This is a genomic window from Mucilaginibacter sp. Mucisp86 (assembly GCF_047324315.1).
Lineage (GTDB): Bacteria > Bacteroidota > Bacteroidia > Sphingobacteriales > Sphingobacteriaceae > Mucilaginibacter.
In genome coordinates, this window is the sequence record NZ_CP168503.1 from 1,137,186 (window position 1) to 1,158,256 (window position 21,071).

General features: G+C 42.0%; 20 protein-coding genes. 13 read left to right on the forward strand and 7 right to left on the reverse strand.

The window, feature by feature from the left end; all coding sequences use genetic code 11:
- Nucleotides 1-228 precede the first annotated feature (228 nt).
- Entirely contained in the window at nt 229-1,089 is an 861-nt protein-coding gene (locus tag ACEN9X_RS04625) for an N-acetylglucosamine kinase (RefSeq protein WP_112567531.1), read from the forward strand.
- A gap of 146 nt (nt 1,090-1,235) precedes the next feature.
- Here ACEN9X_RS04625 and ACEN9X_RS04630 read toward each other — a convergent pair whose 3' ends face one another.
- Entirely contained in the window at nt 1,236-1,928 is a 693-nt protein-coding gene (locus tag ACEN9X_RS04630; RefSeq protein ID WP_371328320.1) for an NUDIX hydrolase, read from the reverse strand.
- Nucleotides 1,929-2,056: 128 nt separating this feature from the next.
- On the opposite strand from ACEN9X_RS04630, the gene pfkA reads away from it, so the two are divergent.
- The 3 genes from pfkA to gap are packed head-to-tail and all read left to right on the forward strand — an operon-like array spanning nt 2,057 to nt 4,901.
- Nucleotides 2,057-3,043: a 6-phosphofructokinase gene (pfkA, locus tag ACEN9X_RS04635; RefSeq protein ID WP_413669299.1), complete on the forward strand. Its 987-nt coding sequence runs from the start codon at nt 2,057-2,059 to the stop codon at nt 3,041-3,043.
- 7 nt (nt 3,044-3,050) lie between these two features.
- On the forward strand, nt 3,051-3,899 hold the full coding sequence (locus ACEN9X_RS04640; RefSeq protein ID WP_413669300.1) for a hypothetical protein: 849 nt from the start codon (nt 3,051-3,053) through the stop codon (nt 3,897-3,899).
- Between the two features lie 6 nt (nt 3,900-3,905).
- The gene (gene gap / locus ACEN9X_RS04645) at nt 3,906-4,901 is read left to right on the forward strand and encodes a type I glyceraldehyde-3-phosphate dehydrogenase (protein ID WP_413669301.1); all 996 of its coding nucleotides are present in this window, start codon (nt 3,906-3,908) and stop codon (nt 4,899-4,901) included.
- Nucleotides 4,902-5,265: 364 nt separating this feature from the next.
- On the opposite strand, the gene ACEN9X_RS04650 is transcribed toward gap, so the two are convergent.
- The 3 genes from ACEN9X_RS04650 to tyrS form a co-directional block, all read right to left on the reverse strand.
- Nucleotides 5,266-5,718 (reverse strand): RES family NAD+ phosphorylase, encoded by a 453-nt coding sequence (locus tag ACEN9X_RS04650; protein WP_413669302.1) that lies wholly within the window; start codon nt 5,716-5,718, stop codon nt 5,266-5,268.
- Nucleotides 5,718-6,212, reverse strand: a complete 495-nt coding sequence (locus tag ACEN9X_RS04655) for an antitoxin Xre/MbcA/ParS toxin-binding domain-containing protein (RefSeq protein ID WP_413669303.1) — start codon at nt 6,210-6,212, stop codon at nt 5,718-5,720. Before ACEN9X_RS04655 ends, ACEN9X_RS04650 begins: the two co-directional genes overlap by 1 nt.
- Nucleotides 6,213-6,376: 164 nt before the next feature.
- Nucleotides 6,377-7,660 (reverse strand): tyrosine--tRNA ligase, encoded by a 1,284-nt coding sequence (gene tyrS / locus ACEN9X_RS04660; RefSeq protein WP_413669304.1) that lies wholly within the window; start codon nt 7,658-7,660, stop codon nt 6,377-6,379.
- 241 nt (nt 7,661-7,901) lie between these two features.
- Here tyrS and ACEN9X_RS04665 point away from each other — a divergent pair, with 241 nt between their 5' ends.
- Nucleotides 7,902-8,567, forward strand: coding sequence for a hypothetical protein (locus ACEN9X_RS04665; protein WP_413669305.1), 666 nt, complete (start codon nt 7,902-7,904; stop codon nt 8,565-8,567).
- Nucleotides 8,568-8,702: 135 nt separating this feature from the next.
- On the opposite strand, the gene ACEN9X_RS04670 is transcribed toward ACEN9X_RS04665, so the two are convergent.
- On the reverse strand, nt 8,703-8,867 hold the full coding sequence (locus ACEN9X_RS04670; RefSeq protein WP_413669306.1) for a hypothetical protein: 165 nt from the start codon (nt 8,865-8,867) through the stop codon (nt 8,703-8,705).
- 228 nt (nt 8,868-9,095) lie between these two features.
- On the opposite strand from ACEN9X_RS04670, the gene rpsA reads away from it, so the two are divergent.
- The 8 genes from rpsA to ACEN9X_RS04710 all read left to right on the forward strand — a co-directional run bounded on the left by rpsA (nt 9,096) and on the right by ACEN9X_RS04710 (nt 16,572).
- The gene (gene rpsA, locus ACEN9X_RS04675) at nt 9,096-11,063 is read left to right on the forward strand and encodes a 30S ribosomal protein S1 (protein WP_413669307.1); all 1,968 of its coding nucleotides are present in this window, start codon (nt 9,096-9,098) and stop codon (nt 11,061-11,063) included.
- A 202-nt stretch (nt 11,064-11,265) separates the two neighbouring features.
- Nucleotides 11,266-11,661: an ACT domain-containing protein gene (locus tag ACEN9X_RS04680; RefSeq protein ID WP_413669308.1), complete on the forward strand. Its 396-nt coding sequence runs from the start codon at nt 11,266-11,268 to the stop codon at nt 11,659-11,661.
- A gap of 223 nt (nt 11,662-11,884) precedes the next feature.
- Nucleotides 11,885-12,424, forward strand: coding sequence for a bifunctional pyr operon transcriptional regulator/uracil phosphoribosyltransferase PyrR (gene pyrR, locus ACEN9X_RS04685; RefSeq protein WP_413669309.1), 540 nt, complete (start codon nt 11,885-11,887; stop codon nt 12,422-12,424).
- Nucleotides 12,425-12,527: 103 nt separating this feature from the next.
- A complete protein-coding gene (locus ACEN9X_RS04690; RefSeq protein WP_413669310.1) occupies nt 12,528-12,908 on the forward strand; it encodes a four helix bundle protein in 381 nt (126 codons plus the stop codon).
- Between the two features lie 71 nt (nt 12,909-12,979).
- Nucleotides 12,980-13,912, forward strand: a complete 933-nt coding sequence (locus ACEN9X_RS04695) for an aspartate carbamoyltransferase catalytic subunit (protein WP_091163068.1) — start codon at nt 12,980-12,982, stop codon at nt 13,910-13,912.
- A 15-nt stretch (nt 13,913-13,927) separates the two neighbouring features.
- Nucleotides 13,928-14,470: a hypothetical protein gene (locus ACEN9X_RS04700; RefSeq protein WP_413669311.1), complete on the forward strand. Its 543-nt coding sequence runs from the start codon at nt 13,928-13,930 to the stop codon at nt 14,468-14,470.
- 88 nt (nt 14,471-14,558) lie between these two features.
- Nucleotides 14,559-15,989 carry a serine hydrolase domain-containing protein gene (locus ACEN9X_RS04705; RefSeq protein ID WP_413669312.1) on the forward strand — a complete coding sequence of 477 codons (1,431 nt, stop codon included), beginning with the start codon at nt 14,559-14,561 and terminating at the stop codon, nt 15,987-15,989.
- A 1-nt stretch (nt 15,990) separates the two neighbouring features.
- The gene (locus ACEN9X_RS04710) at nt 15,991-16,572 is read left to right on the forward strand and encodes an imm11 family protein (protein WP_413669313.1); all 582 of its coding nucleotides are present in this window, start codon (nt 15,991-15,993) and stop codon (nt 16,570-16,572) included.
- 119 nt (nt 16,573-16,691) lie between these two features.
- Here the strand turns inward: ACEN9X_RS04710 and ACEN9X_RS04715 are convergent, their stop codons facing one another.
- The gene (locus tag ACEN9X_RS04715; protein WP_413669314.1) at nt 16,692-17,819 is read right to left on the reverse strand and encodes an efflux RND transporter periplasmic adaptor subunit; all 1,128 of its coding nucleotides are present in this window, start codon (nt 17,817-17,819) and stop codon (nt 16,692-16,694) included.
- Nucleotides 17,812-21,057, reverse strand: a complete 3,246-nt coding sequence (locus tag ACEN9X_RS04720) for an efflux RND transporter permease subunit (RefSeq protein ID WP_413669315.1) — start codon at nt 21,055-21,057, stop codon at nt 17,812-17,814. The genes ACEN9X_RS04715 and ACEN9X_RS04720 overlap by 8 nt, the downstream gene beginning before the upstream one ends.
- Nucleotides 21,058-21,071: the final 14 nt, after the last annotated feature.

Here is a 21,071-nt window from a genome sequence, read left to right on the forward strand (position 1 = left end):
TGTAACGGGAAACTGCTTATCTGTAAACTTTACATTTAAAAAAAGGTATAGTTGACCTGATTAATTATTGATAACAATGGTATGAAAGTGCTATTTAAAGTTTAATTTATATTAAAAAGTAGCTATAATTTAAGTAAAAATCGCAATTTTCAATTTTTGAAATACAAAGTGTTTTTTTTACAATAAGTTAATCCTACTTTTATCCGATTTTTAAAAAAACAAAAATTTATGATCATAATTGCTGACGGTGGCTCAACCAAAACAAACTGGTGCCTGGTTACCGAAGAGGGAAAAAAAGTTTACTTCAATACCGAGGGTTACAACCCATACTTTTCAAGTACAGAGTATATTATACAGTCACTGAACGAGAGCCTGCCTACCGATCTTGAAAAAAATCAGATCACCGAGGTAAATTATTACGGTGCCGGTTGCTCAACCCCCGAAATGCGTAAGATTGTTGAGGAAGCTATGAAAGTGGTTTTCGTTGGCGCAAAGGTTAATATTGGTCATGACCTGCTTGCTGCTGCACGTGCCCTGCTTGGCAACACCGAAGGGTTTGCCGCTATATTAGGTACCGGAACCAATACCTGCATTTATGATGGTAAAGAAGTTGTACACAATATTGATTCGGGCGCTTACATTTTGGGGGATGAAGGCAGTGGTTGCTACATCGGCAAAAAGCTGCTAACTGATTACCTGCGCGGCTACATGCCGGAGCCTGTACGTGCCCTTTTCTGGGAAACTTACAAACTTACTCCTGATGATATTAACGAGCAGGTTTATACCCAGCCACGTGCAAACCGTTTTTGCGCAAGCTTCAGCAAATTTGTTTACGATAACAACGTACACATCGAATATTCACGCAACCTGGTACGTACCTCGTTCGAAGATTTCTTCCGTAACCTGGTAACCCACTACCCTGATTATCAAAAATATACCTTCAACTGCATTGGTTCGGTAGGCTATAACTTCCGCAACGTACTGGAAGAGGTAGTTACCGAAAACGGCATGGTTGTTGGCAACATCATCCGCTCGCCTATAGATAACCTGGTTAAATACCATTTGGAATTAGCACCTTCTTCTTTATAATAGAAGAGAGTCGCAAGTCCAAAGTCGGAAAATCCGAAAGATAGAATAAAAAAAGAGGTTGAAATTTCGACCTCTTTTTTTTATTCTATTGTAAACGTCCCGACTTATCTTCTGACTTTCAGACCTCCGACTTCCGGACTTAAGACTTACACCAAATTCATCTCTCCCTGAAAAATCTTGCCGTACTTACGTTTATCAAACTTATACAGCTTGGCAGCACGGTAGGATACACCTTTCTGTTTTTCATCCAGCTCTTTCAAAAAGCCGTAACTCAGCATTTTTTTGCGGAAGTTACGTTTATCCAGCTTTTTATCTAACACAGCCTCGTAAAGCGACTGTAGTTGTGTAAGGGTAAATTTCTCAGGTAATAATTCAAACGCTATTGGCTGGTAGTGCAAACGGCGTTTTATTTTATTAAAGCCAGTTTTGAAAATCTCGCTGTGGTCAAACGCCAGTTTAGGCAGCTCGCTTACCGGGTGCCAGAACGCTTTTTTGGCATATTGCGTTACCGGGCGTAACTCTTTTTGTCCGTTTATACGGATCAGCGCATAATAGGCAACCGTAATTACACGGCCCTGCGGGTGACGATTTACCTCGCCAAAGGTGTGGAACTGTTGCATGTGCAAATCGCGCAAGCCTGTTAATTCGTATAATATACGCTCGGCTGCATCATCAATGCTTTCGTCCTGCTCAACAATATAGCCGGGCAGCGCCAACCAATCCTTATACGGCTCCTCGTTCCTTTCTATAAGCAAAATTTTAAGCTCGCCGGCTTCAAAGCCGAATATCACGCAGTCAATCGAGAATACGGAATCAAACTTGGGTAACATTAGTTCCAAACTATTGGTGAGATTTAGTTAATAAGTTTAAATATATACCTTAATCTCTAATCCAAAAAAAAATAAATAAAATTTAATGGTGTAATTTACACACAGTATCTTCGTACCGTAAACTTAAGGAGTGAAAGATGCGTAAAATATCAAAAATTGGGGTTTTAACTTCAGGTGGTGATGCCCCCGGAATGAACCCTTGTATACGTGCCGTAGTTAGAACTGCACTATATAACGGACTGGAAGTTGTAGGTATAAGGCAAGGTTATAAAGGCCTTATTGACAACGACATGTACGAGATGGACAGACGCTCGGTAAGTAATATCCTTAACCTTGGCGGCACCATTTTAAAAACCGCACGCTGCCTGCCTTTTAAAACCGACGAAGGCATGGAGCAGGCTTACCAACACGCTAAAGCCCGTGGCATTGATGCCCTTGTTGTTATTGGCGGCGACGGTACTTTTACCGGTGCCCTGCGCTTTTCGCGCAAATATCCCGACATTGCTGTGATGGGCGTTCCGGGTACTATTGATAATGACCTTTGCGGCTCAACCTATACCCTTGGTTTTGATACCGCTACCAATACCGTTATCCAGGCTATCGACAAAATCCGCGATACTGCCGATGCGCACGACCGCCTTTTCTTTATTGAGGTAATGGGCCGCGATTCGGGCGCTATCGCTTTACGTGCCGGCATTTCATGCGGTGCCGAGGCTATTTTATTGCCCGAGCGTGCTACTGCCATTGATGATTTGATTGCCAACCTTAAAGAAGGCCACATGAACAAGAAATCATCGAGCATTGTAATTGTTGCCGAAGGCGATAAAAACGGCGGTGTTTATGGCGTGGCAAAAGCTGTGCAACAAGAAGTTAAGAATTACGATATAAAAGTTACTATCTTAGGCCACTTGCAACGGGGCGGTGCACCATCAAGCTTTGACCGCATTTTGGGCAGCAGGCTTGGTTTTGCAGCAGTTAACGCTTTGATTGCCGGCGAATCACAAAAAATGGTAGGTTTGCAGGCAAATCATATCCTGATGACAGACCTTGAAGCAGCACTTAACCAGCATGAGTTTAAGCTTGAGGAAGATCTTTTACAAATGATGGATATATTATCGATATAGATTATTAATGATTGCAGTTGTTTATAGCGGATCGTACTTTGCACATTGGAGGCTCACTGATAAGGGAAGAACTGTTGCTTCCTTTAAAACCAATGGCATTAACCCCTATTTTAACGACGAGAAGCACATCCTTCAACTGCTCAATAAAAACATCAATCTCATACACCACGCCGAAGAAATAAAACGTATTTTCTTTTTCGGCGCGGGCGCATCGTCAGACGAACGGAAGAAGATAGTACACAACGCTTTTTCAACATTTTTCAAATTCGGCAAAATATCCATTGAACATGATATTGCCGGGGCTGCCATTGCCTGTTGTAAAAACGAGCCGGGCATTATAAGCATTTGCGGCAGCGGCAGCAACGCCGCCTGGTATGATGGTAAACGCGTTTGGCCCAATAACTACGGCTTAGGTTATATCCTTGCCGATGAAGGATCGGGCAACTGGCTGGGCAGGCAGCTCATCAAGGAGTTCATGAACGATACCCTGCCCCCATCCATCCGCAAAAAGTTTATTCACAAGTATGATGCCGACCGTAAAAACCTGCTCGAAAAGGTTTATCGCCAAAAGCAACCTGCTTTATTTTTAAGCTCTTTTACCGATTTTTACCTCGATAACAAGAACGATCATCATCTGCAAAACGTCATAAAAAAAGGATTTAGCAAGCTAATTTCTACATATTTGTTACCTTTATATCAGCAACACCCGGGTACGTCTGTTCACTTTGCAGGCTCCGTTGCTTTTAATTTTCAGGAACACTTGTATGAAGCTGCCGCCGAAGCTGATCTGCAAATCACTAACATAATTAAAGAACCCATAAATAATTTATTAACCTACTATTCAAGTAAAAATTAAAAAATCATGAAAATAGGAATTAACGGTTTCGGCCGTATTGGCCGCCTGGCATTCAGGGCTGCAATTGAAAGACCAGACATTGAAGTTGTTGGTATTAATGACCTTGTTGAGCCAGATTACATGGCTTACATGTTAAAATACGATTCAACCCATGGTCAGTTCAAAGGTACCATTGCTGTTGAAGGCGGTCATTTGGTTGTTAACGGTAAAACCATCCGCGTTACTGCCGAAAAAGACCCTGCTAACCTTAAATGGAATGAAGTAGGTGCTGAGGTTGTAATTGAATCAACCGGTTTGTTCTTAACTCAGGAAACTGCTCAAAAACACATCGACGCCGGTGCTAAAAAAGTAGTAATGAGCGCCCCTGCAAAAGATGATACCCCTACATTTGTAATGGGTGTTAACCACAAAGCATTAAAAGCCGATCAAAACATCGTTTCAAACGCTTCATGTACTACCAACTGTTTAGCTCCTATCGCTAAAGTATTGGACGATAGCTTCGGTATCGAAGAAGGCTTGATGACTACTGTACACGCTGTTACTGCAACTCAAAAAACAGTTGACGGCCCATCTGCAAAAGATTGGAGAGGCGGTCGTGGTGCTTACCAAAACATCATTCCTTCATCAACAGGTGCAGCTAAAGCGGTTGGTTTAGTTTTACCTCAGTTAAAAGGTAAATTAACAGGCATGAGCTTCCGTGTACCGGTTGCCGACGTATCTGTAGTTGACTTAACTGTACGTTTGAAAAAAGGTGCATCTTACGAAGCCATCAAAGCAGCTATGAAAGCAGCTTCTGAAGGCGAATTAAAAGGCATCCTTGGTTACACTGAAGACGAAGTTGTATCTGAAGACTTTAAAGGTGACGCACGCACTTCAATTTTTGACGCTAAAGCCGGTATCGGTCTGAATGATAACTTTGTTAAGGTTGTATCTTGGTACGATAACGAGTGGGGTTACTCAAACAAACTGATCGACCTTGTTCAGGAAATTGGCAAATTATAATTGCTGATTTTAGATATAAAAACGCCCTTCGGATAACCGGAGGGCGTTTTTTTGTTTTTAACCTGATTTGGGGTAATTTTTCGGATAGACAGCTTTTTTATACCTGGGTTTTCTTGTCTTGTTTGTTAAAATCCGATAATCCTATGAATCGAATAAATCCAGGTTCAGACATTTTTTTATTACCGCCTAGCTTATATCTTGATTAAAAGTCACGAGTACGCCACGCTTTTCCCAACATTGTATACTCGCGCCAGTTGGGTTGGGAACGGATCAACATCCATAGCTTTTTTGTCATTAAATCAACGGTCAAAAGCTTCGCAAAAAATGACCTAATGACGATTTATCAAATGCCCTAATGACTAACTTAAAGAAGTCGCCTGTCAAAACTAAAAGGCTCTCTTTTTAAAAGTTTCACATCAAAGGCATCAGGATGTAAAGGATTAAGCAGATAATTAAATTCGGACGGAACAATTGACGACGGAACTTTCATCAATAAATGCTCCTGTTTCTTCAAAAAAACATCGCCAAGCTGACGCAAAACTACAGAACCGGATATATCCCGCCAATCGTTAGGTAAATGTTCAATATTTACTGTGGTTATTTTATCATCCGGTACCTCAACCTCCGCGAGACAATAATTACCCGGAATTATTAGCGGATCTAAGTGAACCAGCACCTCAAGCACAGCTAAGGAGCGTGATGAAGCAAGGTATAACATGGGTTTGCCTTCGCTGTTCCAGCGGCCGCCATACAAACGTGCGCCGGTGCCGCTCAGGTCGGCAGCATAATTACATTTGGTAATACGGTAAAGCACCATCAGGCAAAAATGCCATGCTCTATACGGCCAAGCTCTTTGAAAACCATATCAAAGCCTGCCGAAGTATCCAGAATGGTTACAGGGGCCTCTCCCCTGAAAACTACAGAGGGAGTTTTCACCCAGATCTTGAATTTTTCCATCGATTCAAAAACCTCTTCGCCACGGGTATAAAGCCGCGCAAGCTCAATAGCCTTTTCAGCGTATTCGGTTTTGATGATGGCGTCATCCTCGTAGCGTTGTAAAGTGCGCTCAGAGATATGTAATATATTGGCAAGCTCCTGGATATTTAATGAGATCTTTTTAGCGAAGGAAAGCAAGGCACTTTTAGCAAATCCTTTACGCGCCAAACCAATGATATCAAAATCAGAAGACGCTTTTGCTGATTTTGAACCATTTAATAAACTATAAAACGAAGGTATCGCGTCCTGAACAACATAAGCTGCCATTGGTTCATTAACCTCATTTTTAGTATCCGGTTTTGATTTATGCGACATATATACAAATATAATTACCATTTGTCGCATTTCAAATATAACCCAACAAAAAAGCGATAGGTTTTAGCCTATCGCTTTTTATCATTGGGTCATTGTTCATTAAGTCATTGACCTGTGATTTTAAGACTTACGAAGTTTTGGAAACTTCGTAAGTCTGGTAAGAGTTATTCTGCAATTATTAGAAAATAATTCTTTTTACCCTTTTGAGCTACGATGAATTTACCACCGATCAACGCATCAGCATTATAAATATCATCAGCAGTACCTATCTTAACTTTATTAATAGCAACACCACCGCCTTGTATCATCTTTTTAGCTTCACCTTTTGATGCGAAAACCGCTGTTTTTGCAGCTAACAAATCGGCAGCGTTAATGCCTTGTTGCAATTCGCTTAACGCTATTGTATAATTAGGTACGCCGGCAAACAAACCCAAAACCTCAATTTCATTCAGCTCGCTTAAAAATTCGATACCTATATTACCAAATAAAAACTCCGAAGATTTTATTGCCTTTTCGTATTCAGCTTCGCCATGCACACGAATAGTGATATCCTTAGCCAATGCTTTTTGCAATACACGTGTGTGTGGTGCGGCATCATGCTCAACCTCCATTGCTTCAATAACCTCACGATCAAGCAAAGTAAAAATACGGATGTATGATTTGGCGTCAACATCGGTAGTATTTAACCAAAACTGGTAAAACTGATATGGCGAAGTACGCTCAGCATCAAGCCAAACAGCTCCGCTTTCGGTTTTACCAAACTTGGTGCCATCGGCTTTTTTGATCAGATTAGTGGTTAGGGCAAAAGCCTCACCGCTGTCTTTCCTGCGAATAAGTTCAGTACCTGTAACAATGTTACCCCATTGATCGCTACCGCCCATTTGTAACGAACAGTTATGGTGTTTCCACAGGTAGTAAAAATCGTAACCTTGTACTAACTGGTAAGTAAACTCGGTGAATGACATACCGGTGTCGCCCTCCAAGCGTTTCTTTACCGAATCTTTGGCCATCATATAGTTAACCGTAATGTGTTTGCCCACATCGCGGATAAAATCAAGAAAAGTAAAGTTTTTGAACCAATCATAATTGTTCACCATTTCGGCACTGTTGGCGCCGGTATTAAAATCGAGGAAACGGGTAAGCTGTTTTTTTACTGCCTCCAGGTTATGCTGAAGCACATCCTCTGATAATAAATTACGCTCGGCCGATTTACCTGAAGGATCTCCCACCATGCCGGTAGCACCGCCAACCAAGGCATAAGGTTTATGACCTGCACGCTGAAAGTGGATCAGGGTCATGATCTGGGTAAGGTGACCAACGTGCAATGAATCGGCAGTTGGATCAAACCCGATATATCCCGAAGCCATACCTTTATTTAACATATCCTCGGTTCCGGGCATTTCGGTATGCAGCATGCCGCGCCAGCGTAATTCTTCAACAAAGTTCATATCAAGTTCTGTTTCAAAAAGGTGCAAATATAAATGAAATTGACACACTAATTTTCATTAATTAAATCGAATTACACGAACTACAAAGACATCCATTTCAAATTCGTGCAATTCGATTTAATTAATGTCAACTTGAAGAGTATTCGTGTTTATACAGGTTAACTACAGGTAAAATCTGTTTCAAATAATTACTTATATTTTGTATCTTGAGCAAAACCGGGTATTTTGCAAGGCAAGGCTTATGAATTTTTTATCGCATTTTTATTTCGACAGGGATACTACCAACTGCTACCACGTGCTGGGAACAGTACTGCCCGACCTGTTGAAAAATGCCGATAAAAACATCATCCTTCATCCCGAAAAATTGCACCACACTGATAACGAGGTTAATTCAATCATAGCCGGATGGAACAAACACCTTGATGTAGACCGGTATTTTCACTCATCCGTCTTTTTCACCACCCGTTCGCATGAGCTAAAAAAGTTATTGGCGCCAGCCTTGCATGGCTCGCCCGTAAAACCATTTTTTTTAGGGCATATTGCACTTGAACTAATTATTGACAACCTGCTGTTAACCACAGGTAAAATAAGCGTTACTGAATTTTACGATCATTTAGATGGCTGCAAGGACGATAAAATAAGAAGCTTTTTAACTTTTGCCGGGCTTGAGGATACTGCCGTTTTCTTTAAATTTTACGAAGGGTTTAAAAAAAGCCAGTACCTGCATACCTATGCCGAAACCCATCAGATTGCCTATGCGCTAAAACGAATCTGCATGCGAGTTTGGAAAAATCCATTCACACCTGAGCAAGAGGTAATCATGGATGAGATCTTAAGCAGCTACCGCGAAGAAATACTGAATAATTTTATGCAGATTTTTGAAGAGATAGATGGCAAGCTCGGGTAAAAATGAGCACTCAACTAATAGCTTTAATGAGACCATCAAAGTCTTCTATTAAAAGCAATTCGTAAATAGCCTCAACTTCATTCCAGCTTTTAGCCTGATATCTTATTTCCTGATTATCTGCTACACATATCATATTTAGTGATTTATCTGTCTCCAAAATATATTCTTCTCTTCTGTTCCAACCCAAAAAGCGCCATGTTCGTCGTCCATCGCTTGTGTCTCAGCAATGGCTTTTCGTACATTTTCCATGTCTATATCATCTTCATGATCAGACCATGATCTTTGCAAATATTTAGTCATAACTCATTAATTTATAGCACAGATAACAAGATAAAGCATGTTATCAAATGGTTTATTCAGCGTAAAATCCCCCTCAACTTTAACTCCTACCCGCTTAATCTGCCAAAAAACTCATAAAAACACCTAAAATATAAGCAATTAACATTAAAAAATTTCTTTTTTCAATAAAATATATCCGTACCTTTGCAGTCCCAATTAACAAATTGGGAAAAGGAGAAAAATTATTTAATGGCAAAAAAACAAGAAGCAGAAAAAGAATTAAAAGCGAAAGAAGCTGAACTGGGTACAGTTAAAGCGTCTGGCGAAAAAGAAACAATTGAATCAGAAGCTGATTCAATATCTATTGAAGAGATCAAATCAAAGATCGCCGCTACACCAGCCGAAGATTTTGACTGGGATGCTGACGACAAAAAATTTGGTAACTACAGCGATGACGACCGTGAGAAATTTGAGAAATTGTATGATGGAACTTTCAGCTCTATCACCAAAGGCGAAATCATCACCGGTACTGTTGTTAACGTTAACAACAAAGATGTTGTACTTAACGTAGGTTTCAAATCAGACGGTTTAGTATCAGTATCAGAATTCCGTGACACACCAGATCTGAAGATCGGTGACAAAGTTGACGTTTTTGTTGAGTCGCAGGAAGATGCTAACGGTCAGTTAGTGCTTTCACGCAAACGTGCAAAAACTCAAAAATCATGGGAGCGCATTAATTCAGCCCTTGATAACGATGAAATCATCACCGGTTTTGTGAAAAGCCGTACTAAAGGTGGTTTAATTGTTGACATTATGGGCGTTGAAGCCTTCTTACCTGGCTCACAGATCGATATCAAACCTATCAGGGATTACGATGTGTATGTAGGTAAAACTATGGAATTCAAAGTTGTTAAAATCAACCACGAATTCAAGAACGTTGTGGTATCGCACAAAGTGCTTATCGAAGACGATCTGGAAAACCAAAAAACTGAAATTGTTGCCCGCCTTGAAAAAGGTCAGGTATTGGAAGGTACCGTTAAAAACATTACCGACTTTGGTGTATTCATTGACCTTGGTGGTGTTGACGGCTTACTTCACATTACAGATATTTCATGGGGCCGTATTGAGCACCCACGCGAAATTTTATCATTGGATCAAAAAATCAACGTTGTTGTGCTTGACTTTGATGACGAGAAAAAACGTATCGCTCTTGGCTTGAAACAATTAACCCCTCACCCTTGGCAAAGCCTTTCTGAAGACATTCAGGTTGGTTCAAAAGTTAAAGGTAAAATCGTTACCGTTGCTGATTACGGCGCATTCCTTGAAATCATCCCTGGTGTTGAAGGTTTGATCCACGTATCAGAAATGTCATGGTCACAAAACCTGCGCAACCCTCAGGAATTCCTGAAAGTTGGCGACGAGATCGAAGCTCAAGTATTGACTTTAGACCGCGAAGAGCGCAAAATGTCATTAGGTGTTAAACAATTAACTCCTGATCCATGGCAAAACGCTGCTGAAAGGTACGCAGTTGGTACTCAGCACGTAGCTACAGTTAAAAACATGACCAACTTTGGTGTGTTTGTTGAACTGGAAGACGGCATCGACGGCTTAATCCACATCTCTGACCTTTCCTGGTCTAAAAAAGTTAACCATCCTAACGAATTCACTAAAGTTGGTGAAAAATTAAACGTGGTTGTACTTGAACTTGATGTTGAAAACCGCAAACTGAGCTTAGGCCATAAACAGCTTGAAGAAAACCCTTGGGATACTTTTGAAACTATCTTCACTATCGACTCGATCCACGAAGGTACTGTTATCAAAGTAACTGACAAAGGTGCTATCGTTGCTTTACCTTACGGTGTTGAAGGCTTTGCGCCAACCAAACACCTGGTTAAAGAAGACGGTAAGAGCTTAAAAGCTGAAGAAGCTGCTGAATTCAAAATCATTGAATTTAACAAAGAAAACAAACGTATCGTTATTTCACACTCACGTATCTGGGAAGAAGCCCGCGCTGATGCCCGCGTACAGGAATTTGAAAACCGCAAAAAAGAAGCAAAAGCTGCTACTAACGCGGTGAAAAAAGTGAAAGATTCTGTTGAAAAATCAACTTTAGGCGATCTTAGCGTATTAGCTCAATTAAAAGAGCAAATGGAAGGTGCTGAAAACAAAGCCCGCAAGGCTGCACCTGCTGCTAACAGCTCTGAAGAAGAAGCATAATTTTAGCTTAACACTTTATACAAGCCTCCCGATAAATCGGGAGGCTTTTTTGTTGGGGCATTTTTTAGAAATTTTCACTTGCGCTCGTTTGTAACGAGCGCTTAATATGGCTTGGCGATTGCATCGCCTTTACGTTACAAACGCAAACCCAGGTTACGCACTCGTTTTAAACAAGCGCGATTTTGTTTTTATATATTTGAATATGCCCACCGGAGAAACCAACCTCAATACCCTGCTCAAAAACATGACACCCATGCTCAATGAAGATGATTATGTTTATTGCACAACAACATCTTTGAATAGCATCAATACCGATGACATCATTGCCTTTGTCAAAGAACAGGAAGCCATAACCCTCATCCTCAAAAAAGAAACCGCCGATAAGTTAAACCTTGAATATAGTTACGTTGCCACCTGGATCACATTAACTATCCATTCATCATTAGAAGCAACCGGGCTTACTGCAGCATTTGCAACCGTGCTGACAAAAGAAAATATCAGCTGTAATGTGGTGGCAGCCTATTATCATGACCATATTTTTGTAGCTAAAAAGGACGCAGACAGGGCGATGGAAGCGTTGAAAAAGCTATCAGAGTAATCCCTCATTCCCGACTCCCACCCGTCATTGCGAGGTTCGAAGCAATCGCAAACTTTACAGGGCGGCCATAAAAGCGACTCTGTACGTAGGGGATTGCTTCGTACCTCGCAATGACGCCGTGAAGAGCGCCTGTTAAAAAAGAGTTGCGACTAAACTCCACTTTCAAAACTCATCCTCCAAAACTCAAAACAAATTATTACTTTTGCCCAAATCCACCCATACGATGCAAAATCTAACACTGCTCGACGGACAAAAGTTTCAAATCACCATACAACGTTTATGTCGCCAGTTAATTGAAAATCATAACGACTTTTCAAATACGGTATTAATTGGTATTCAGCCACGCGGCATTTATTTAGCCAAACGCGTAGCCGAAGAATTAAGAAAAATCCTTCCGGGTAAAACCATACTACAGGGCGACCTCGATATTACCTTTTACCGCGACGATTTTCGTCGCCGCGAATCACAACTGGTACCTAATCAAACCAAAATAGATTTTATTATCGAAGGTAAAAAAGTGATCATGATGGACGACGTGCTGTGGACCGGCCGCACCATCCGCGCAGCGATGGATGCTATGCAGGCATTTGGTAGGCCAGAGAAGATCGAGCTGCTGGCTTTGGTCGACCGCCGCTACTCTCGTCACATCCCGGTATCAGCAGATTATGTGGGCATCGAGGTTGATTCTATCGCGTCGCAAAAAGTAGTGGTAAGCTGGAAAGATACGGATGGGGAAGACAAGATAGTGCTGGTTTCAGAATGATTTCGGAATTTGGATGTTCGATTTCGGATTTATTTTAATGTCGGAATTCGGATGTTCGATTTCGGATTTACTTAATTAAGAATGTTTGATTTGATAATTTATAATGGATAAGAACGAGCTAAAGCAAAGAACAAAAAAATTTTCAATAGACGTTATTAAGTTTGTTGAAACAGCGCCTCGTTTGCGTTCACTTGATATTTTAACACATCAGTTATTACGAAGTTCGACATCTGTTGGAGCAAATTACAGATCAGCATGCCGTGGAAAATCGACGGCTGACTTTATAAATAAGATTGTGATTGTTGAAGAAGAAGCCGATGAATCAGTTTACTGGTTAGAATTAATGGAAGAATCTGGACTGATAAGCTCAATAACCTTACCTCTGCTTAAAAAAGAAGCGAATGAACTTACTGCTATATTCACAGCAATAGGCAAAACAGCAAAAGAAAAACAACGATTAAGCAAATCAGAAATAAAAAAATAAAAATTCGGCATTCGAAAATCAAAAAATAAAAAATCCGAAATCGAAAATCCGAAATCCGAAATCAAAATAACATGGCAGGACTGAGCACACGACACTTATTGGGTATAAAAGATTTGAACCGGGCAGATATTGAGCTGATATTTGAAACTGCCGACACTTTTAAATCTGTTTTAAACCGACCGATCAAGAAAGTGCCATCGCTGAGGGATGTTACCATTGCCAATATTTTCTTTGAAAATTCAACCCGTACCCGTTTATCATTTGAGCTGGCCGAAAAAAGACTTTCGGCCGATGTGATCAACTTTGCGGCATCATCATCATCGGTAAGCAAGGGCGAAACGCTGATTGATACGGTAAACAACATCCTGGCTATGAAGGTTGATATGGTGGTAATGCGACACCCCTATGCCGGCGCGGGCATCTTCCTGTCGAAACACGTAAAGGCACAGATCGTGAACGCGGGTGACGGCGCGCATGAACACCCTACCCAGGCTTTGCTTGACGCCTTTTCTATCCGCGAAAAATATGGTGACGTGGCAGGCAAAAAAGTGGTGATTGTGGGCGATATCCTGCACTCGCGCGTGGCGCTTTCCAATATCCTTTGTCTTAAACAATTGGGTGCCGAAGTAATGGTTTGCGGACCAACTACGTTGATCCCTAAATATATCGGTTCATTGGGTGTAAAGGTTGAACATAACCTTATTAAAGCACTTAATTGGTGCGATGTAGCCAATATGCTCCGCATTCAGTTGGAACGTCAGGACATCAAGTATTTCCCTTCACTTAGGGAATACACTATGCTTTTCGGTCTTAACAAAACCATTCTCGATTCATTAGATAAAGAAATCACCGTTATGCACCCCGGCCCTATCAACCGCGGCGTGGAAATCACCAGCGATGTGGCCGACAGCAAGCAATCTATCATTCTCGACCAGGTAGAAAACGGTGTAGCCGTACGTATGGCAGTGCTTTACCTGCTGGCCGGTCAAACACCAACCATATAACAGCATGTTTCAGGTATGAAATTTGATTTTAAAACATATCTGAAACATACTTATAAAACTCAGTTGGTTTATCTTGCTGTTATCGTCGCCTTGTATATTTACGACAATGACAACCTTATTTTCCTTTTATTTTTCCCATTCTCGTTTATACAGGGCTATTATCGCTATCAGTACAAACTAACCCAGGCCGAAAAACTTAAGGCCAAAGGTCTCACCGAAGAAGATATGGAGAATATCAGCTTTGTAAAAAAATGGGAACACGCCCGCAAGCGTGGTATTTGGAACTATTGCATTATCGATGGTGGATTTATTGCCGGTTTAGCTTTATCTATTATAAGCAGTATGATCTGGTTTACGTTGAGCGGAAAAACCGACTTCCACGCCCTTCTTGCCGAACCAATAGATATGTTTGCTTTTATTGGTTACAATTATATAATTGGAGCAGGTATTGCCGTTATGATATTTCGCATGAAATGGAAATACAACGAAAAACGCTTTATACGCTTAACCGATCCTTTGGCCAATAACTACTTTGCCAAAGATTACCAGGATATTTAAAGTCAATAGCCTTTAGTCGTAAGTCTAATTCCTTTTACTTCTGACTAAAGACTAAATGACATTTCAATATAACACGAAATTACTTTTCATGAAATTAAGGTTCTGTTTTATCTTACTTTTATTTACCCCGGGCATCACCTTCGCCCAAAGCCATCAGCAATATAAAACCGACTCGGTATTTGTGCTGGTGAAAAAATTCTTCAACACCAAGCAAGCCGACTCTATTTACGCCTTAACCGGCCCAAACTTCAGGCATGCGGTAAGTGCAGGGCAGTTCCGAAGCCTTAGCGAGCAACAATTATTTCCTTTAAATGAGATCAAGGGCTCAACCGTTATCAGTTTTGTTAATAACAAAGTGAGCACGTATAAGCTGGTATTTCAGTCTGTAACGCTGCAACTGCTCATGAGCCTCGACGCAGGTAATAAGATAGAACTCTTCCTGTTTCAGCCCTTTAAAGATGTTACTGCGGATAAAACCACACAGGTACCCACATCCAACAAACTGCTCAATACGATGGATAAACAGGTGGATGAAATTGCCCGTCCGTACATTCAAAAAGCAAACACCGTGGGTCTAAGTATAGGTGTATTCAAAGACGGGCAGACCAGTATATATAACTATGGCGAAACGGCACGCGGCAATAATCAACTGCCAACAGCGAATACACTTTTCGAGATCGGTTCCATCACCAAAACATTTACAGCCACTCTATTGGCCTATTACGCCAATGAGGGTAAAGTAAAACTAACCGACCCAATCACCAAATACCTGCCCGATTCGGTAAAAACCAATGCAGCATTAAACGCCGTAACCCTCCAAACCTTAAGCAATCATACATCCGGGTTGGCCCGGATCCCTGAAAACCTTCAGTTCGATTCGGCCAGTGCGGCTAATCCTTATAAAAGTTATAATAAGCGATTGTTATACAGCTATTTGAAAACCTGCAAACTCAATAGCAAGCCGGGCGAGCAATATGCATATTCCAATTTAGGAGTAGGTTTATTAGGGACAATATTATCGCAGGTAAGCGGTAAAACATTTGATCAGATGGTGCAGGAAGTGATTTGCAGTCCGTTAGGGATGAAAAATACGGTACAACATTTAAGCGCTTTACAACTCTCTCACTTTACTAAAGTATACAGCCAGTACGGTGATGCAACAGTAGCCTGGGATTTTAACGTTCTTGCTGCCTGCGGAGCCCTGCATTCAACGGTAAATGATCTGCTGATATATGCAAAGGCCAACATGATCAGTGGCGCTGATAAGCTATCAAAGGCCTTTGAACTTACCCATCAAATAACTTACAGGAAGGATGCCAAAATAGCTCTTGGCTGGCATATTATTTTAGTTGATGGCGTTGAATACATTTTCCATAACGGAGGCACATACGGCAGCAGCAGTTTTTTAGCTTTTAATGCCGATAAAAAGCTGGCAGTGGTTGTATTATCCAATGCAGCAGAAAGTACAGATACTGTGGGGACGGGGATTATTAAGAAATTGCAGGCGGAGGGAAAATAATATGAATATTTCTGATTTTTATACTACCTATACAAAATTTTCATCGAAGACATTTCACACCGAACCTGTTGACACCGTGATGGTGATGACCCGGTACGATGACCTAATAAAGGGAGACTTTAAAGGAATTAAATTTCCTTTAAAGTTTCAACAACACTGGGGCAATAAACTTTTAGATATTTTAAATACAGGCACGCCAAGTTTATATCTGATTTCTAATAAGCTTAAAACTTTGCTTCAGGAAAAGCAAGTTACCGGCTGGACAAGCTTTGAAATTGAATTACTTGACAAAAAAGGATTGGAGGTTAAGGGATATTATGGATTTTCTGTTACAGGAAGATGCGGGCCGGCGGATGAAAACAAGAGTGAGATTATAACAAAGCATTTTGATAGCGGGTTCATAAACCATTACCGCAAAGGGCTATATATAGGCCTCGACCAATGGAATGGAAGTGATTTTTTCTACCCGGATGGAACATCCCACCTAATCACTACAAAAAGAGTAGTCGACATTTTAATTGATTATAAAATATCAAATGTTCAATTTGAAAATCTTACAGAAATTGAAATGATGATTCTGTAAACAAAAAGAGCCCAAAAACTTTTCAGTTTTTTGGCTCTTTTCCTCCCTCCGCACTATTCAGGTTGTTGATTTTGAAGAAGAAATTTTCAAATCTTCAAATCAACAAATTTTTAAATTAATTAATACTTCAAAGTCGATCCGTTCCTGATCTCGTCTGAGGCTGCTTTTACAAGCTTGTCATCAGCTTTCAGGTCGCCACCGAAGATCTCGATGCTATCGCCGTTAGTCAGGCCTTTTTTAACATCAACCCAAACAGCTTTATGATCGACAACCTTAATTACAAAAACTTTTTCGGTTGAAGTTGCTACAGCTGATTTTGGCACTACATATGTACTGTCGCCTGCCGGTAGTGGTACGCTAACTTCGGCAAACATATGCGGGATCAGTTTTTTGCTTTTATTGTAAACGTCCATTTCCAGGCGTTCGGCACGTAACTTTTCGTCAAGCGCGCCTGCTATACGTTTTACCTGCGCGGTAAACTTTTCGCTTGGCAATGCCCTTACCGTAAAATTAACTTCGCTTTTGTTGCTTAGCGCGCCGGTATAAATTTCCGGTACAGAAACAACTAAACGCATCCTGTTTTGATCCTGTACTGTAAACAACGGATCAGTGGTTTTACCTCCCGGGCCAACATAGGCACCCAGGTTAACATTACGACTGGTGATCACGCCATCAAACGGGGCACGGATCTCCAGGTAAGCCAAATTAGCCGATACTTCCTTCAAGCCAGATTTAGCAGCATCAACGTTAGCCAAATCGGCATTCTTTTTAGCTTCAGCCTGCTCCAAATCGTTTTGTGAAACAGTACCGGGAGTTTTGCTGGTGCTTACCAACCTGTCGTAAGTAGCTTTACTGGCAAAATAAACAGCCTCATATTGCTTGATGCGTGACTGAGCCGCTGCCAATTGCGAGTTAATTTCCGGTGCTTCAAGCACAGCTAAAAGCTGGCCCTGATGTACCTCCGAGCCAATATCAACCAAAAGCTTTTTAACATAGCTGTTGGTTTTGGCATACAGGTCAACTTGTTGGTAAGGGATCAGCTCACCCGGAATGGTGATAACACTGCTTAACCTGCCCTTAGTTACCGGCACTAATTGTACAGTTGGGGTTTCAACAGCTGCCTGCTGTTGTTCCTCTTCCTGCTCCTCCTTTTTTTCGTTATCATCTGAGTGGCAGGCGCTCAGGGAGCTTACTGCCATAGCTAAAACAGCAAGCAGTAATATTGATTTATTTTTTAGCTTATTCATGATGGTGCAAAGGGACATAAAATTTACTTTCTTTATCTTCAGGGTCTAATGAAACAGATTGTGTGCTGGCATTGCCTTGTACCCAGGCAAAAACCAATGGCAATATCAGCAATGCTGCAAAGGTAGACGCGATAAGACCACCGATAACAGCGCGGCCCAATGGTGATGTTTGATCACCACCTTCGCCTAAGCCCGATGCCATAGGGATCATACCTACAACCATCGCCAAACTGGTCATCAATATCGGGCGTAAACGTAAGGCTACTGCTTCACGTGCTGCTTTCAAGGCGTCGCCATTGTGTTTGCGGAGCTCCTCAGCGTTGGTGATCAACAGTACAGCGTTTGATATAGATACACCCACCGACATGATCATACCCATATATGATTGCAGGTTAAGCGTAGCCCCTGTTATTTTAACCAGTAACAACGAACCAAACAATACCGCAGGTACCGTTGACAGTACCACAAATGATATTTTAAACGACTGGAAGTTAGCTGCCAGCATCAGGAATATCACCAATACCGCCACAACCAAACCGCCCTGTAAGCTATCAAGCGTAGCTATTAAAGTTTGGCTAAGGCCATGCAATTCAACTGTTAAACCGCGTGGAGGGGCGCCCAATTCATCAAGAGCTTTCTGTACATCGCGGGTAGCTGTGCCCAGGTCTTTTTTGTTGATGTTAGCTGTTACCGAAAGCGTCGGCACGGCACCTACGTTATCGTCTTCACCAAAAGTGGTTCCTGTTTTAACATCGGCAACGTCTCCAAGTACAGGGCGGGCCTGGTTGGCCAGTACCGGGATCTCTTTCACATCGTTCAGGCTGGCCATCTGATATTCCGGAACCTGTACCTGCACAAGATAACTTAGGTTCGATTTCTCATCAATCCAGTTATTCTTTTCAGTAAACCTTGATGATGATGTTGACGCTATCAATGAACGTGATATATCATTTAAGCCTACACCTAACTGGGCTGCACGCTGCCTGTCGATATTGATATCGATAGTAGGATAGTTAAACGACTGCCCTATCTGTACATCCCGCAGGTATTTGATGCTTTTTAGCTTTTCAATGATCTTAAACGCATACTCAACGTTTTGCTTTTTGTTTTTACCGGTAAGTGCAACCTCAATAGGTGTTGGCGAACCCTGGCTCAGAATCTTGTCCGTTAATTCAATCGGCTCAAACGATAATTTAATTTCCGGCAATTGCTTAGCCATCTGATACCTGAATTTTTCTTTCAGATCATCGAGATTAACCTTATAATCCTCTTTCAAACTCACCTGCATAACAGACTCCTGCGGACCCGCCATGAACAGGTATATAGGGTTGGTTGAGAATGATGACGGGTGCGAACCAACAAATGTCGATGTGATTTCAATATTCTTCTTGCCTACTATATCGCCTAAAATACGTTGTGCTTTAACAGCAACAAGTTCGGTACGCTCTAAACGTGTACCGTCCGGGGCACGCAGCCTCACCTGGAAGGTTCCCGAGTTTACTTTAGGTAACACGTCGCGACCAATGGTATTGAGCAGTAGTACTGCCAGGGCAATTGCAGCTACTGCATAAACAGATACAATCAGCGCACGTTTAGGCAGCATGCGGTCCATCAGGCGCATAAAGCTATCCCTGAATTTATCAAACCGGGTAGCTTCGTGGCCTTTATGCTCAAGTACCGCCTTCATGGCTTTCTCTTTCTGCTCCCATGGCTCACCTTCATCTTCTAAAGCGAAACCATCTTTGTGGCTGTGGTCTTCGTGTTTGTTGATCATGATCCAGTTGGCCATGATAGGTACAAAGGTTTGCGCCAGGAAGTAAGATACGATCATGGAGAAACCGATAGCCAATGCCAGCGGCAGGAACAACGCTCCCGGGATACCGTTCATGGTAAAGGCCGGTGCAAACACCGCCAGGATACAGAACAGGATCAGCAATTTAGGGAAGGCGATCTCCTTACAGGCATCCCATATAGCTAACGCCTTAGGTTTACCCATATCAAAGTGCTGGTGAATATTCTCGATGGTCACCGTCGACTCATCCACCAAAATACCGATAGCCAGCGACAGACCGCTCAGCGTCATGATATTGATGGTTTGATGCGCCAGCGACAGGAAGAAAATTGCCGAAATAACGCAGGTAGGGATAGTAAGGATCACGATAAGCGCGCCGCGTTTATCACCCAAAAACAACAATACCATCAAACCTGTCAGTACCGCACCAATCGCCCCCTCTTCGGCCAAACTTTTCACCGCGTTGATTACGTAAACCGACTGGTCAAACACAAACGACAGTTTCACATCCTCCGGTAACAAAGCCTGGAAGCGGGGAAGCGCTTTTTTAAGGTTTTGTACCACATCCCATGTTGAAGCGGTAGCCGATTTGGTGATAGGCAGATAAACCGAGCGTTTGCCGTTGATAAGCGCGTAACCGTTGGTGATATCGGCTCCATCTTCAATAGTGGCCACATCTTTCATAAACACGGTTTGAATACCGTTTTTATATAGCGGAATATCGCCAAAATCCTGAACCTTCTTAATGGTAGTATTAGCCGGCGACAGGTAGTTATAATCACCTATACGCACGTTACCTGCAGGCGTGTTCTGGTTATTCTCACGCAGGGCAGCCACAACCTGGTCGGGGGTTAAGTTGTGCGAGCGTAACAGGTTAGGGTCGGCTTTGATCAGGATGGTACGTTGGTTACCGCCAAAAGGCGCCGGAGCAACAAGACCCGGAATTGAGGTAAATGATGAACGTACATAAACCAAAGCATAATCGAGCAACTCGTTATTGCTTCGGGTAGCGCTGCTCAACACCAGCTGACCAACCGGCAGCGTTGAGGCATCAAAGCGCAAAATAAAGGGCGGCTGCGACCCCTGAGGGAAGCTGGCCTGCGCCCGGTTGGTATAACTCGTGACCTCCGCCGCGGCCTGGGCCATATTAGTGCCCTCGTAAAAAGTAACTTTAATTAACGTTAAACCCTGTATATTTTTCGTTTCGATACTTTTTACGCCCGACACGAAAAGCAACAGGTTAACATATTGCTTACCAAAGTAAGCCTCCATTTGGTTTGGGGTGAAACCGCCGTATGGGTGCGATACATATATAACCGGCAGGTTAAGATCGGGAAATATATCGATCTTGATAGTCCGCACCGCATTTATACCGAAGAAGAACAGCCCGGCTACTATAACCAATATGGTAATTGGTTTTTGCAGCGCCCCTTTTATCATTCCCATTGTATATGTGTGTA